Source organism: Occultella glacieicola, from assembly GCF_004353825.1.
In the GTDB taxonomy this organism is placed as follows: Bacteria; Actinomycetota; Actinomycetes; order Actinomycetales; family Beutenbergiaceae; genus Occultella; species Occultella glacieicola.
The window spans coordinates 32,643-47,955 of sequence record NZ_SMNA01000011.1 but is presented as its reverse complement, the minus strand read 5'-3'; the positions used below and the strand labels follow the sequence as shown (position 1 = coordinate 47,955).

At 71.2% G+C, this 15,313-nt stretch carries 10 protein-coding genes; 9 read left to right on the top strand and 1 reads right to left on the bottom strand.

Going from position 1 to position 15,313, the window contains the following annotated elements; all coding sequences use genetic code 11:
• Positions 1-81: 81 nt before the first annotated feature.
• From EXU48_RS19555 to EXU48_RS19515, 9 genes are all read left to right on the top strand, one after another.
• A complete protein-coding gene (locus EXU48_RS19555; protein ID WP_235857152.1) occupies positions 82-705 on the top strand; it encodes a KpsF/GutQ family sugar-phosphate isomerase in 624 nt (207 codons plus the stop codon).
• Positions 702-1,628 carry a ribokinase gene (locus EXU48_RS19550; protein WP_235857151.1) on the top strand — a complete coding sequence of 309 codons (927 nt, stop codon included), beginning with the start codon at positions 702-704 and terminating at the stop codon, positions 1,626-1,628. The genes EXU48_RS19555 and EXU48_RS19550 overlap by 4 nt, the downstream gene beginning before the upstream one ends.
• 42 nt (positions 1,629-1,670) lie before the next feature.
• A complete protein-coding gene (locus EXU48_RS19545; protein WP_133109373.1) occupies positions 1,671-2,771 on the top strand; it encodes a glycoside hydrolase family 172 protein in 1,101 nt (366 codons plus the stop codon).
• A gap of 86 nt (positions 2,772-2,857) precedes the next feature.
• Positions 2,858-3,916: a DUF4185 domain-containing protein gene (locus EXU48_RS19540; protein WP_235857150.1), complete on the top strand. Its 1,059-nt coding sequence runs from the start codon at positions 2,858-2,860 to the stop codon at positions 3,914-3,916.
• A gap of 45 nt (positions 3,917-3,961) precedes the next feature.
• Positions 3,962-5,308, top strand: coding sequence for an ABC transporter substrate-binding protein (locus tag EXU48_RS19535; protein WP_133109371.1), 1,347 nt, complete (start codon positions 3,962-3,964; stop codon positions 5,306-5,308).
• A gap of 108 nt (positions 5,309-5,416) precedes the next feature.
• Complete coding sequence (locus EXU48_RS19530; protein WP_133109370.1) at positions 5,417-6,352, top strand: carbohydrate ABC transporter permease; 936 nt, start codon at positions 5,417-5,419, stop codon at positions 6,350-6,352.
• Positions 6,352-7,272: a carbohydrate ABC transporter permease gene (locus EXU48_RS19525; protein ID WP_133109369.1), complete on the top strand. Its 921-nt coding sequence runs from the start codon at positions 6,352-6,354 to the stop codon at positions 7,270-7,272. The genes EXU48_RS19530 and EXU48_RS19525 overlap by 1 nt, the downstream gene beginning before the upstream one ends.
• Positions 7,273-7,304: 32 nt before the next feature.
• Positions 7,305-9,893: a GH116 family glycosyl-hydrolase gene (locus EXU48_RS19520; RefSeq protein ID WP_133109368.1), complete on the top strand. Its 2,589-nt coding sequence runs from the start codon at positions 7,305-7,307 to the stop codon at positions 9,891-9,893.
• Positions 9,894-10,113: 220 nt separating this feature from the next.
• Positions 10,114-12,054: a hypothetical protein gene (locus EXU48_RS19515; RefSeq protein WP_133109367.1), complete on the top strand. Its 1,941-nt coding sequence runs from the start codon at positions 10,114-10,116 to the stop codon at positions 12,052-12,054.
• A 207-nt stretch (positions 12,055-12,261) separates the two neighbouring features.
• Here the strand turns inward: EXU48_RS19515 and EXU48_RS19510 are convergent, their stop codons facing one another.
• Entirely contained in the window at positions 12,262-14,742 is a 2,481-nt protein-coding gene (locus EXU48_RS19510; RefSeq protein WP_133109366.1) for an HNH endonuclease signature motif containing protein, read from the bottom strand.
• Positions 14,743-15,313 lie beyond the last annotated feature (571 nt).

The following is a 15,313-nucleotide window of genomic DNA, read 5'->3' as shown; positions in this document are numbered from 1 at the left end:
TTACCAGTAATCGTTTACCGCCACTGATCGACACCTGGTCACACTCATGCACCGACGCACTGAGAGGCACTGAGAGACACCGTGGTCACCATCGCCGACGCCCTCGCCGCAGCCCGCTCCGCCATGCTGATCGAGTCCCGCTCGATCGCCCGCACGGCGGACCTCGTCGAGCCCACCCTGGGGGCAGCGATCACCCTGATCCGGGCCTCCCACGGGCGGGTCCTGGTCTCCGGTCTCGGCAAGTCCGGCCACATCGCCCGCAAGATCGCGGCGACGCTCTCCAGCACCGGCACCCCGGCCCAGTTCGTCCACGCCGGCGAGGCCCTGCACGGCGACTCCGGCGCCGCCACGCCCGGTGACGTCGCGATCCTGATCTCGAACTCCGGCGAGACCGTGGAGGTGTGCGAGTTCGCGAACATGCTGACGGCGTGGGGCGTGCCGATCATCGCCATGACCCGGGACCCGGCCTCGCCCCTGGCGTTCTTCGCGAGGGTGACCCTCGACATCTCCGTGGACGGTGAGGCGGATCCGCTCGGGCTCGCCCCGACGGCCTCGGCGGTGTCGACGCTCGCCGTGGGCGACGCGCTCGCGATCGCGCTGATGACGCTCTCCGGGTTCACCTCGGAGCAGTTCGGCGAACGCCATCCGAGCGGGGCGCTCGGACAGAAGCTGCTCGGGCCCGGCTCACGGCAGGTGTCCTCGTGAGCGCCGACGTCTGTGTCCTGGCCTCCTTCATGTACGACCTGGTGGCCACCGCACCGCGGCGCCCCGGCCCGGGTGAGACCCTGATCGGGAGCCAGTTCGCCACGTTCGTCGGCGGCAAGGGCTTCAACCAGGCGGTCGCGGCGGCGCGTGCGGGCGCCACGACCGCGGTGATCGGGCGCCTCGGCGAGGACCTGTTCGCGGCCGAGTTCCGCGAGTTCCTCGGCGCCGAGGGGATCGGTGCCACCGACGTGAGCAGCGATCCCGAGCACGGCACCGGCGTCGGCCTGCCGGTGCTGGACGAGACCGGCCAGAACTCGATCATCGTGATCCCCCGGGCGAACCTGGCCGTCACGGTCGCCGACGTCGAGGCGGCCCGTGCCCGGATCGAGTCCGCGACCGTGCTGCTCCTGCAACTCGAACTGCCGATGGACGCCACCGTGCGGGCCGCCCGGATCGCCCGGGCCGCGGGCGTACGCGTCGTGCTGAACCCGGCGCCGGCGGCGACCGTCCCGGCGGACCTGGCGGACGCCGTCGACGTCCTCGTCCCGAACGAGCCGGAGCTGCGACAGCTGACCGGGGCCCGCGCCGACGAGCTGGTCCTGGACGTGGCCCGCCGGGCGGCCGCGGGCCGGTCCTACGCGCTGATCGTCACCCTCGGACCGGACGGTGCGCTCGTCCTCGAACCGGGCCGGGGCGAGGTCCACGTGCCCGGGCTCCGGGTCGACGTGCTGGACACGATCGGGGCGGGGGACGCGTTCTGCGGCAGCCTGGGCGCCCGCCTGGCCGCCGGCGACCCGATCACCGAGGCGGTGGCCTTCGCGAACGCCGCGGCCGCCGTCTCCGTGACCCGACGCGGGGGTGCGGCGTCCGCGCCGCGCCGGGCCGAGGTGCTCGACCTGGCCGGCACACCGGCGCGGACCTGAGCCGGGCGGGTGCGGGACATGGACTCGATGGAGAGGAATCAGATGGCGATCGCGACCGGGGGTTACGGCCCGTACGGCAGCAGCCTGCGCGACCTGCCGCGGCTGCGCACGCACCGGCGCCTGCGCGCGTCCAGTTGGGACCGGTCCGGCGGCAACGAGGACCGGCTCACGCTGCACCCCGGCGAGCGGGTCGAGCTGGCCGACCTGCGTGGCGCCGGCTCGGTCAACCACATCTGGATGACGGTGGCGCCTCGGGACGCGCCGACGCCGGACAGCGCCGACCGCGACTTCCTGCGCAAGCTGGTGCTCGCCGTCTACTGGGACGACTCGCCGCACCCGTCGGTGCTGGTGCCGCTCGGGGACTTCTTCGGGGTGGGGCACGGGCGCACCGTGAACTACGCGTCGGCGCCGCTGCAGATGAGCCCGCAGGACGGCAAGGCCCTGAACTCGTTCTTCCATATGCCGTTCGCGACCCGCGCCCGATTCGAGATCATCAGCGAGTGCAGCGAGGAGGTGCTCTGGTTCTACTACTACATCGACTACGACGCGTTCGACGCCCTCGAGGACGGACTCGGGCGGTTCCACGCGTCCTGGAACCGGGAGAACCCGACGGCCGGCCTGGACGAGACCACTGCGGCAGGCCTGACGAACTCCGAGCTGCTGTTCGAGGGGCCGAACCTGACCGGCGAGGGCAACTACACGATCCTGCAGACATCCGGCCGCGGGCACTACGTCGGCTGCGTCCTGAACGTGACGAACCTGCGCCACACCGCCGAGTGGAACTGGTACGGCGAGGGCGACGACATGATCTTCGTCGACGGCGAGACGTGGCCACCGAGCCTGCACGGCACCGGCACCGAGGACTACTTCAACACGGCCTGGTGCCCGTCGGAGAGCTACAGCGCGCCGTACCACGGCATCACCCTGGCCGGCGGGGAGAACTGGTCCGGTCAGGTCTCGACGTACCGGTTCCACATCGAGGACCCGGTGCCGTTCACCACGTCGATCCGGGTCACCATCGAGCACGGGCACGCGAACCGGCGGAGCGACGACCTGTCCTCGACCGCGTACTGGTACCAGGAGACCCCGGCCGAGCACCTCACGCTGGCGCCGGTCGGTCAACGGCTGCCGAGGCTGGGATGAGGCGGGCGAGGATGGCGATGATCTGCGCCGCCACAGTGTCCTCGGTGGCGCTGGTCGCGTGCGGCTCGACCGGAGGAGGCACCGACGTGAACACCGACCCCGACCGCCCGTTCGTGCTCGACGGCGTCACGAACGTCACGCAGATCACCCAGCTCACCGGGCCGGACTCCGGAGTCAACGACACCGCGAGCGTCGCGGTTGCCGGCACCGACCTCGGCTCGATGTTCAACGTCGGGGACACGACCTACCTCGTGTTCGGCGACACGTTCGGCACCCGTGACCCCGACGCGGTCGGCGGCCAGGGCGGCAATTGGCGCTCGAACGCGGTCGCCTACACCACCGACGAGGATCCGAGCGACGGGCTCACCTTCGACGGCTGGCTGCTCGACGACATCGGGCTCGCCCTCGAGGTGGTGCCCGGCGAGCACGACCACAACGACGCCGGGGGCGAGGTGACGAAGATCCCGACCTACGGCTTCGCCGTCGGCGAGACGCTCTACCTGCAGTACATGTCGGTACGGCACTGGGGCGAGCCGGGCCAGTGGGACGCGAACCACGCGGGCCTGGCCCGCAGCACCGACGGCGGCGCCAGCTGGGAGACGCTGCCGGCGCCGCAGTGGCCCGGTGACTCGAACTTCGTTCAGGTCTCGGTCGCCGAGGTCACCGAGGACGGGGAGGACTTCCTGTACTTCTGGTCGATCCCGTCCGGCCGGTTCGGTGGGGTGCAGCTGATGAAGGTCCCGGCCACCACCGAGGCCGTCGAGGACCTGTCCGCCTACCGGTACTTCGCCGGCACCGACGATGACGGCGACCCCCGCTGGTCGGAGTCGATGGCGGACGCGCAGACCGTCCTGGAGGGGACCATCGGCGAGCTGTCCGTGGTCCACAGCCCCACCCTCGACCGGTGGCTGATGACCTACTCCACGGACGGGGACGCGGTGCTCGCCGAGGGCATCACCCCCTGGGGGCCGTGGAGCGAGCCGCACGTGCTCACCACCCAGGCCGAGACACCGGGGCTGTACAGCCCCTACCTGAATCCTCGATACGTCAGCGATGACGGCCTCACGATCTACTTCACGCTCTCGATCTGGGGTCCCTACAACGTGTTCTGGTACAGCGCCGAGCTCGTGCCGGCGCCCGCATGAAACCAACCGAGGCTCCTCGCGGAGCCGATCATCAAGGAGGATGAGATGCGTTCGACACGCAGATTGACCGGCGGCCTCGGTGTCGTGGCCGCCACCGCTCTGGTGCTCGCCGCCTGCAGCGGAACGCCCGACGGCGGAACCGGCGGTTCGGAGCCCGGCGAGGAGGTTCCCGAGGGGGTCACCGAGGTGACCTTCTGGCAGACCTCGTTCACCGATGAGGAGAACGAATGGTACGAGGGCGTCGTGGACGCCTACAACGAGTCCCAGGACGAGGTGCACATCACCCTCACCGCGGTGCCCGGGGACGCCTGGGAGCAGCGGATGACGGCCGCCCAGGCCGCCGGGAACGCCCCGGACATCCGCACCATGAACTACGGCGGCGTCCGGGCCGCGGCGCTCGCCAGCGAGATCACGCCGCTCTCGGACCTGATCGGCGCCGAGGCCTGGGACGACCTGCAGGAGAACGTCCGCGGCTCGGTCACGGTCGACGGCGAGGAGTACGCCTACCCGATGCTCGTGGAGCCTTCCGCGGTGCTCTGGTACCGGACCGACCTGTTCGAGGCGGCCGGCATCGACGGGCCGCCGACCACCTGGGACGAGCTGGTCGCGGACGCCGAGGCACTGACCAACGACGAGGTGTTCGGGATCCGGCTCGCCCAGAACGCGCCGGACATGTCCTGGTCCACCTGGGGCTACCAGTGGAACGTGGCAGGGCACCTGCCGATCAGCGACGACTGGTCCGAGGCCATGGCGACCACGGACTACGCGCCGCTGCTGCAGGCGTTCCAGGACCTGTTCGCCAGCGGCGCGCTGCCGCCCGCGGACGGCGTGGGCTACCCCGACTCGGCCACGTTCGGCGACGGCCAGTACGCGATGATGGCGAACGGCTCCTGGGCCGCCAGCCAGTTGCTCAACGACTACCCGGACCTCGTGCCGAACGTGGCCGTCGCCCCGATGCCGTCCTTCGACGGGCAGAGCGGCCAGACCACGGCGACGCTCGGCGGGTGGACCTGGGTGGTCGACGGCAACAGCGAGCGGTCGGCCGAGGCGGCCGGGTTCATCGAGTGGGCGCTCGGCGGTGACACCGAGAACGTGGTGCCGTTCTTCGAGGCCACCCAGTTCTCGAAGGTCTCGCCGCGGGTGTCCGTCGCGGACGCGATCAGCGCGCTCCCGGACGTGGACAGCGTGAACCCGTGGAACGCCGTCATCCAGGAGGAGATCGTGCCGTTCGCCCAGCCGGAGCCGGCCTACCCCTGGAACGTCAGCCTGGCCATGGGCGAGGCGATCGAGGCCGCCATGCAGGGCACCGCGGTGGAGGAGGCGCTCGCCGCGGCGAACGAGAAGATCAACACCGAGATCGCCAACTCCCAGTTGGCGGGCACCGGTAGCTGACCGGAGCGGGTGGGTGTACCCGGCCAGGGTGCACCCACCCGGTTCCGACCGCTGCGTGGACCCGACCGAGTCGACGGCGACAGCCGTGGACACCTCGAAGGTGATGAGATGACGACTATCCAGGCACCGGCGCGACCGACCTCGAGCAGGCCGCGCCGCCGCCCCAAACCCGCCCACCGTGACAACAGGATCGCCTTCCTGATGCTCGCGCCGGCGCTGGTCCTGCTCGGGATCTTCGTGCTGTGGCCGCTCGTCTATGCGTGGTACGTGAGCTTCTTCAACTGGAGCTTCTACACGGAGTCGACGTTCGTCGGGCTGCGCAACTTCCGCCTGGTGCTCGCCGACCCGGTGTTCTGGGCCTCGATCGGCCGGGGGCTGCGGTTCTCCGTGATCGTGGTCCCGGGGATCATGATCCTGGCTTTCGCGTTCGCGAACCTGGTCAAGACCATGGGGTCGCGGATGGCGACATGGCTCAAGGTGAGCATCTACATCCCGACGGTGATCTCCGGGGTGATCGCCTCGATCGTGTTCGTGCTGATCTACGAGTACCGGCAGGGCCTGCTGAACTGGCTGATCAGCCTGGTCGGGTTCGAGAACCAGCCGTGGCTGGGCAGTGCGAGCACGGCACTGCTGGCGCTGACCGCACCGGCGATCTGGCTGGGCCTCGGGCTCGCCTCGCTGATCATGCTCGCCGGGCTGCTGGACATCCCGGAGAGCTACTTCGAGTCGGCCGAGCTCGACGGGGCGAAGTGGTGGCAACGGACCGTGTTCATCACGATCCCGCTGATGCGCAACATCGGCCTGTACCTGCTCGTGACCAGCTTCGTGGCCACGATCCAGCAGTACGAGCTGCCGCTGATCATGACCCAGGGCGGACCGACCCAGTCCACCCTGCTCCCGAACCTGCACATCTTCCTGCGCTTCACCAACGACGTCACCGTCGGCTACTCGATCGCTGCGGCGCTGTTGCTGTTCGTGGTCCTCGGCGGGCTGTCCGCGGTGATCTTCAGGGTGATCAACTCCGAGAAGGCGGTGGACGGCTGATGGCCGCGAACGCACCGATCGTCCTCACCGACGGCACCCGGGAACTCACCTCACCGACCCCCGCCGCCGCGCACCGCCGGCGGCGCTCGGCCCGCGCCACCGGGCCGGGTGGGACGGTGCTGCGCTACGTGTTCTCGGCGCTCATCTTCCTCGCCGCTCTGTTCCCGCTGGCGTGGATGGCGATCTCGGGGTTCAAGGCCCGCAACGAGGTGGTCAGCTCACCGTTCCAGTTCTTCCCGGACGTCTGGCAGCCGCAGAACTACGTCGAGATCGCCTCCGACCCCCAGTTCCTGCGGGCCGTCGGGGTCTCCTTCGGCGGGGCGCTGCTGTTCGCGGCGCTGAGCCTGACCGTGAACTCGATGGCCGCGTACGCGTTCGCGCGGCTGGAGTTCGCGTTCAAGCGGACCATCTGGGTGGCGGTCCTGATGACGATGTTCATCCCTGGGATGGCCATCCTGCTCACCTCCTACATCGTGGTGACCCGGATGGGCATGCTGAACACGCTCGCGGTCCTGGTGGTTCCCGGCGCGGCCGCCGCGGTGCACATCTTCTTCATCCGGCAGTTCTACCTGGGCATCCCGACCTCGATCGAGGAGGCCGCGCTCATCGACGGCGCGGACCGGTGGCGGATCTTCACGGCGATCTTCCTGCCGATGTCCAAGCCGGTGTTCGTGGTGGTCGGGATCACCTCGTTCCTGGCCTTCTGGAACGCGTACGTCTGGCCGATCATGACGATCACCGAACCGGACTCGGCACTGACGCAGATCCAGCAGTACCTGGCCACGTTCCGGTCCGAGCGGCGCATCGAGTACGGGCTGCTGCTCGCCGGGTCCACGCTCGCCGCCACCCCCGTGATCGTGCTGTTCCTGATCTTCCAGCGCTACATCATCAGCGGCATCCGGATCAGCGGGATCAAGTGAGCTGATCACATGACACACGACGAACGGCACCGATGACTGACGCACGCGCCCACGCGGAGGCGACCTCCGCCGTCGCCCGCTCGATCCCGCACACCGAGGGCCCGCACGTGGCGATGCCGCTCGGCGGCATCGGCACCGGCAACCTCGCACTCGGTGCGGACGGTGGGCTGCGGCAGTGGCAGCTGCACAACATCGGCAACCACCGCGGTGACCTGCCGTACTCGTTCTTCGCCGTTCGGGTCTCGCAGTGGGACCCGCCGTTCGACGCGGTCCGGGTGCTGCAGGCACCACCGCCCGAGCCGGGCACCACCAGCACCCCGCTGGTCACCGACGACGAGGTGCCGCGCTGGCAGCGGGAACTGCTGAGGGAGGCCGACGGCGTCCAGGCCACGACCTTCACGGGCACCTATCCGTTCGGTCGCGTCGACTACCACGACGACGGTCTCCCGGTGCGGATCAGCCTCGAGGCGTTCACCCCGATGGTGCCCCTCGACCTGGACCGCAGCAGCCTGCCGGTGGCCATGTTCACCTTCACGATCACGAACACCGACGTCACGCCCGTGCACGGGTGGCTCGGCGGGGCGGTGCAGAACGCCGTCGGCGCCGACGGGACACTCGCGCCCGACGGCGTCCGGGCACCCGGCTACGGCGGCAACACGAACCGGGTCCGCCGCCGGGACGGATGGACCGACCTGATCCTGGAGAACCATGGTCTCGCTCCGGAGGAGCCCGGCGCCGGGCAGATGGTCCTGGCAGCCGACACCTCCGAGGCCTCCGCGCTGCCCCAGTGGACGCACCCGCGGCAGTTCCTCGACTTCCTGCGCGGGCGGCAGCCGTTCGGTCCGGCCGACTGGGCGACGGCACCGACGACGGCGGATCTGCAGCCGAACGGGGTGCGGGCGCACTCGGGAGCCAGCCCCGAGGGGTCCACCTGGAACGGTGGGCTGGCCGCGCACTTCTCGGTGGACCCGGGCCGGAGCGTGACCGTGCGGTTCGCGCTCGCCTGGCACTTCCCGAACCGGTACGTGAACTTCGTCCAGTTCGGCGGGTCCCGGCCCGAGTGGGGGCCGAGCCGGTTCTGGCTCGGCAACCACTACGCCACCGTGTACCCCGACGCGGAGGCGGTCGCCGACCGGGTCCGGAGCCAGTGGGCGGACCTTGAGGCCGACTCCCGGGCCTGGACCACGATGCTGCGCGGCAGCGCACTGGCGAGCGACGCCGTCGAGCATCTCGCGGCGCAGGCCGCGATCGTGCGCAGCCCGACATTCTTCCGGGCGGCCGACGGGCACTTCTTCGGGTTCGAGGGCGTGCTCGGTGCGTCGACGACCATGTGGGGCGGCGAGGTGGGCGGCTCCTGCCCGCTGAACTGCACCCACGTGTACAACTACGCCCAGGGCATCGCCCGGCTGTTCCCACAGATCGAGCGGGACATGCGCGAGTGTGAGTTCGACGTGATGCAGGCACCGGCGGGCTTCATCCCGCACCGGGTCATCTCGCCGACCTACCTCCCGCAGTTGTGGGACCGGCCGATCGGCGGCCCCGAGCAGCCCGCGCTGGACGGCATGCTCGGCACGGTGCTCAAGACCTACCGGGAGGTGCGTGGCGGCGCCGGATCGGCGTGGCTGGAGCGGTACTGGCCGAACGTGGAACGCCTGGTCGAGTACGTGGCCCGGACCTGGGACGCCGACGGGACCGGGATGCTGCACGGGATCCAGCCGTCCACCCATGACATCGACCTGGCCGGGCTGAACCCGTTCATGGGCACGCTGTGGCTGGCGGCTCTGCGGGCCGGCGAGGAGTTGGCCCGGCTCGTGGGGCGCTCCGACGTCGCCGATCGGTGGCGCGAGTGGTTCGAGCGAGGCAGCGCCGCCTACGACGCGGCGCTGTTCAACGGCGAGTACTACGTGCAGGTGCTCGAGGAGGGCGACCCGCGGAAGTTCCAGTGGGAGTCCGGGTGCCTGGGCGACCAGTTGATCGGGCAGTGGTGGGCGCACCTGCTCGGCCTCGGGCACCTCCTCCCCGCCGAGCACGTGCGCACCGCGCTGCGGTCCGTGGTGCGGCACAACCTGCGCGTCGGCTTCGCCGACTTCGAGAACACCGATCGGGTGTTCGCCGACGGCGACGACACCGGGCTCCTGATGTGCACCTGGCCCAGCGGTGGGCGGCCGGACGTGCCGACCCAGTACTGCGACGAGGTGTGGACCGGCACCGAGGGGCAGGTCGCAGCGCACCTGATCATGGAGGGGCTGACCGAGGAGGCCGACGCGGTGCTGCGTGGGCTCCGTGACCGGTACGACGGGCGGCGCCGGAACCCGTACAACCAGATCGAGTGCGGCGACCACTATGTGAGGGCCTTGTCCGGCTGGAGCGTTCTCGATGCGCTCACCGGGCACGACTGGGACGCGACCGTCGGCACGCTCACCGTGGCGGCACCACCCGCCGGTGGGGCCTGGCCGGTGCTGACCGACCGCGGCTGGGGCGACGTGCGCGAACGGCATGGGGGATACGAGCTGCGGTGCCTGAGCGGGGAGCTCTCCGTCGACGTCCTCGTGCTCGGCGGTACCCGGATGGACATCCCGGTCCGGCTGAGCACCGGGCAGTCGGTGCGGGTCCCCGGGTAGGACGCGAAGGAGGCGGACGAGGTACCGGCCGCCCCTGGGGAGGCGGTGGCGCGCCCGCCGGACGGAGCCCGGCGGGTGGGCATGCGGAGTGGGCGACCGGGCCCGGTGGGCGCCCGGGCGACCGGGATCACACCCCGGACGTTCAGGTCCATTGCGTACAGTGGTGGTGCCCCGGGTGACGGGGTCGCCAGACACTCGAGAACCCGGGCGGGAGATCCCTTTGCGTCATCGTTCGCGCGCGTGGTGGGCCGCGGTCGCGGCCGCCCTGCTGCTCCTGGCGGGCTGCGACGGGAACGTGAACCTGGACCCCGACCCGTCGAGCCCGACGACCTCCCAGGCGCCGCGGCCGGCCGGAGTGCCGCAGCCACCGACCGAACCGACCACCCTGTTCGCCTCCAGTGAGGCGAGCGAGCTGGCCATGATGGCCAGCCAGGCGTTCTTCGAGTCCGCGCAGGTTGCCGTGGTCGCGCCCGCTGCCGACGTCTCCGCGAGCGCCCGGGCGGCGTCGATCGGGTCGGCGCTGGGCGTGCCCGTGCTCCTCACCGGCGTCGACGACATCGGCGTCGAGCAGGAGTGGGTCCGGCTCGGTGTCGGCGCCGTGGTCACGGTCGGCGGTGTGGTGCTGGAATCCTTCGACATCACCGGGCTGACCATCGCGCCCGCGCCCGCGGACGTGGGCGACCTCGGCGAACTGCTCGGGCTGGACCTGACCGAGGCCGAGGCCGCACCGGCCGGTGGCGAGGTCGCCGCGTTGGCGGCGCTCCCCACGGACCAGGTGCTACCCGAGGGTTCCGCGGACGCTGAGCCCGACCCGAGCGAGTCGCCGGCCGGCACCGACCCGGCCGGGACCGACCCTGCCGACGCCAGTTCCGCCGGTACCGATCCGGCCGGCACCGATCCTGCCGGCACCGACCCCGCGGCGTCCGATCCTGCGGCGTCCGACCCGGCGTCGACCGACCCTGCCGACGCCGGCTCCGACGGAGCTGCCACCCCGACGGCCGACGGCTCGCCCGCCGACGCACCGGAGGACACCGGCACCACCGCAGCGGGCGAGGGCTCCGACCCCGACCCGAGCGACCCCGTCGACCCGGGTGAGACGCCGGAGGCGGTCGGCGAGATGCCCGAGCTCGAGGCGACCGAGCGGCTCGAGGGCGTCCTCGCGCTCGCGGACGGCGACCCGGTGCAAGCGGCCGCGGTCGGGACCGTGCGGGCCGCCGGCGGCACGGTCCTGGTGATCGCGGGGGACCCACGGGCCTCGTCGGAGGCGATGGCGGCGCTGGCGTCGGCGACGTCGGTCGTCGGCATCGGAACCACCTATGGCGACCTGACCCAGTTCGCCTGGCAGAGCGAGACTGCGGCCACCGGCACGCAGCTTCCTGGCGGCGGGCAGCTGGTCTTCGACGGGAAGAGGTACGTCGCCCTGTACGGGAGTCCACATACGGCGTCGCTTGGGCTGCTCGGCGAGCAGGACACCCCCGCGACGGTCGAGCGCGCCGCAGCCGTCGCCGCCACGTACCAGCCGCTCACCGAGGACACGGTCGTGCCCGCGCTCGAGATCATCGTGACGGTGGCTTCGGGCAGCGCCGGGGAGGACGGCAACTACTCCAACGAGTGGCCGGCCGAGGGGTTCGTCCCGATGATCGAGGCCGCGCAGGCGGCCGGCCAGTACGTGGTGCTGGACTTCCAACCGGGCCGGACGAGCTTCCTCGAGCAGGTCCAGGCGTACGAGTCACTGTTGCGGTACCCGAACGTGGGCATCGCGCTCGACCCGGAGTGGCGGCTCGAGTCGGACCAGGTGCACCTGCGCCAGATCGGGCACGTCGGCATCGACGAGGTGAACTCGGTCGTGACGTACCTCGCCGACTTCGTCCGGGAGAACCGGCTGCCCCAGAAGCTGATCGTGCTGCACCAGTTCAGCGTGTCGATGATCGAGGGCCGCGAGAACCTCGACACCAGCCGCGCCGAGGTGGCGCTGCTCATCCACGCCGACGGGCAGGGGACCCAGGCGGCGAAGGCCGGGACCTGGTCCGCGCTGCACGTCAATGCCCCGGCAGGCGTCCACTGGGGCTGGAAGAACTTCATCGACGAGGATCAGCCGACGCTCACACCGGCCCAGACCTACGCGGTGACCCCGATGCCGGACTTCGTGAGCTACCAGTAGGTGCACGGTGGCCGTCGGTCGCCGGACCGGCCGATCATTGTCGCCGGCCGGTCCGTCGATGTCGGCCGGTCCGTCGATGTCGGCCGGACTGCCTGGCCGTTTCGGGACCGGACTGACCGTTGGCCGGTCCGTCGAACCGACTGACCGTGGTCGCGGTCGGACCGGCCGATCGTCATCGCCGGCAGAAGGTGCGAGCCATGCGTCGGCTCAGTTCCAGGGCGGCTTGGTGGGTCGGATCTCGGTGCCGTCGGGCTTGTAGAAGTGCCAGGTCCCGTTGATTCTCCTCATGGTGATGTTGTGGGCGTGCACCCAGGCGTGGTGGTGGTAGCAGAGGAGGCAGCCGTCGTGCAGGTCGGTGTTGCCGCCGTCGGCGAACGCCCGGGCGCCGTGGTGGGACTCGCAGCGTTCCGGCGGGGCGGTGCAGTCGAGGTGGACGCAGTGGCGGTCGCGGGCGACCAGGGCGCGGCGTTGGTGGGCCGTGAAGAGGCGGTGGGCGCGACCGTGGTTGAGGACTTCGTTGTCGGGCCCGAAGATGATGCGGTAGATCTCCCCGTGGCAGTTGATCATGCGCTCGAGCAGGTCGCGGGGGACGGGGCCGGTGTTGTCGATGAACGTCGCGGGACCGGAGGCCAGGAGAGCGGCCCAGTCCCGCCCGGTGGAACTGATGGCGCTGCCCCTCGTCTGGGCGACGGATCCAAGCGGCAGGGTGGCGTCGGTGGTGGGCGGCGTGGCGGTGCCGGTGGCGTCGATGGGCGGCGTGGCGGTGCTGGCGTCGGTGGTCGGCGTGGTGGGCAGGGCGGTGCCGGTGGCGTCGCTCGGCGGTCTGCAGGGCGACGTGGCCGAGTTGGCGCCGGTGGCGTCAGTGGTCGGCATGGTGGGCGTGGCGGTGCTGGCGTCGGTGGTCGACGTGGCAGGCACAGCGGTGCCAGTGGGTCGACTCGGCGACCCGGTGACGCCCGTTCGGCGGGTGGGCGGAGCCGTCCCATCGCAGGGGCTGGGTTCCCCGGATGGTGCCGCGGGTCCACCGGTGGCGTTCGGGGGCTCGTGCGAGGCCGGTTCGTCCGAACCGACGCCGGTGTGCTGCTCGGGAGATGACGCGGGCGCGTCGGGGCCAGGCTCGGGGTCGGCAGCGGCGCCTGAATCCGCGGTCAAGGGACCGGGCACCACTGGACCGGGCACCGCCGGACCGGGCACCGCTAGACCGGGCACCGCCGGACCGGGCACCGCCGGACCGGGCACCGCTAGACCGGGCACCACTGGGCCGGGCACCGCCGGACCGGGCACCGCTAGACCGGGCACCACTGGGCCGGGCACCGCCGGACCGGGCACCGCCGGACCGGGCACCGCCGGCGTCGCGCCTGTCTGAGCCGCGCCCGGAGGAGGGTTGTCGATGATCGGGTCGGCGGTGGGCGCCAGCCCGGGCAGGGGGTCGGCGATCGTCTCCGGGCCTGCAGCGGGACCTCGGCCGACTCCGCCCGCCGCCTCGGCGGCTTCGGTGCTGCGGACGAGGTCGAGGAACTCGGGCGTGCTGATCAGGACGCCCACATGGGGGCGCACTGAGGCCGACGTGCCGACCTTGCCCTGGTCGAGGGCGGTGTGGGCGAGGTCTGCGAGGGCCTGGGCGCGCCGCTGGGCGGCGGTCCGGGTCTCGCCGGCCGCGGGCGGCCCCATCACGGACTCGAGGGCGGTGCGGATGTACTGACCGTGTTCGATCGTCAGGAACCCGGCCACGTTGTAACCGCCCAGGGTGCGGTCGACGCTGAGGTACTCGCGGTCGGCGGCCTGCCGGTGAGCCTTGTCGGTGGCGTCCGGATCTGCGACGGCGACATAGTGATCGACGAGTTTGCGCAGGTCCTCGGGGGAGCGCATGGCGGCGTGATCAAGCAGGAGTTCCTCGACCGTCGGCGCCCGCCTCTCGGTAGTTCCGTCGGCCCGACGGCGGTCGTCAGCCGGGTCGGCGCCGGATATGTCACCGTCGGCAGCGTCGGCCACGGGAGCGTCGTCCGGCTCGGCGACATCATCGGTTCCGTCCGGACCGGCGCCCGGCTCCGTGGTGTCCTTTGCGCCAGTGCCCGGCTCGGTATCCGTCGTCGCGGGCGCCGTGCCGGTGGTGTCCGCACTGCTCGCGCACCCCGTGGACGTGGCCTCGGCCGGGCTGGAGGGTAGTTGGAGGGACTCGGCGGTGGCCTCGGTGGCGATGGCCTTGAGCAGGATCTGTGCCTGATCGACGCCGATCTGCCCGGCGCGCAGGCGCCGCCGGGTCGCGGGCAGGCTGTTGCGGAGACCCTTGGCCAGCGTGACCAGACGGCGAGCGTTGGCGCCGGAGATGCCGAACGTCTTCGCGACGAAGTGGGGGTAGGTGCGGAATCCCCGCGAGGGATCCCAGGTGCCGGCCTCTTCCTCGAGACCCATCCAGTCGAGCTGGGCACCGGTCAGGGACTCCGAGATCAAGTGGGCCCGGAGCGCCGCCTGGCCCAGGAAAGTGGCCCCGTACCGGTCGGCTTCGTCGATCGGGTCGGCGCACGTGATGGACTTGGTCAGCGCCTCGAGGGCGATCAGCTTGTCGTCCAGCGACGCACCCAGCAGGTGACCGAGGGGCAGGTGCAAGCGGGACGCGAGCGCCACGGCCGAATTCGAAGGGCCGCGGGTGCCCTGGATGCCGCCGGTGCCGGTGTCTGTGTCGTCCATGTGCGCTCACCTCCCCTCTGTGACGCTCGTGCCTCATATCACTCGGACGCATGTTCGATTGCTGGTTCTACCCTAGGACGACCCACCGACATCGCCAGAATCCTGATTTCCGTTGTGAATGCTGGGACACCAAGGAGTCGCGAGCAGGCAGAACCGAGGTCCGTGACGCCTTGGTGACGGGCCGTCCACAGGGTGCGTGCGGACGCGCGAGGTGGCGTGACCGCCGCACACGGGCCGCCACGAGGGGAGTCCCCGGGCTTGCGGATCTGCGCCAGGACCGTAGCGTGGCCGGGTGCGCGCGGAGTCCTGGGTCAATGTGAAAATCGACCTATGAGCGACAAGCCCGACCAGAGCGACGACGGCCGGACTCCGGACGAGGTCGACCGACCCGACGGTCCAACGAGCCCCGCCGGGTCTGGCGCTGACGGTGCCACAGGGCAGGCCGCAGACCATGAGGGTGCAGGTTCAGTCGCTCCGGAGGATGGATCGTCGGCGGGGGGCACGGACGAGGCCGGTGCTGGTTCGGTCGGCCCGGACGAGGCCGGTGCTGGTTCGGTCGGCCCGGACGAGG

Bases quoted from the DNA above. Each gene is read 5' to 3' on its own strand.
- EXU48_RS19525 (WP_133109369.1), top strand. From the start codon at position 6,352: ATGGCCGCGAACGCACCGATCGTCCTCACCGACGGCACCCGGGAACTC.
- EXU48_RS19520 (WP_133109368.1), top strand. From the start codon at position 7,305: ATGACTGACGCACGCGCCCACGCGGAGGCGACCTCCGCCGTCGCCCGC.
- EXU48_RS19545 (WP_133109373.1), top strand. From the start codon at position 1,671: ATGGCGATCGCGACCGGGGGTTACGGCCCGTACGGCAGCAGCCTGCGC.
- EXU48_RS19510 (WP_133109366.1), bottom strand. From the start codon at position 14,742: ATGGACGACACAGACACCGGCACCGGCGGCATCCAGGGCACCCGCGGC.
- EXU48_RS19535 (WP_133109371.1), top strand. From the start codon at position 3,962: ATGCGTTCGACACGCAGATTGACCGGCGGCCTCGGTGTCGTGGCCGCC.
- EXU48_RS19530 (WP_133109370.1), top strand. From the start codon at position 5,417: ATGACGACTATCCAGGCACCGGCGCGACCGACCTCGAGCAGGCCGCGC.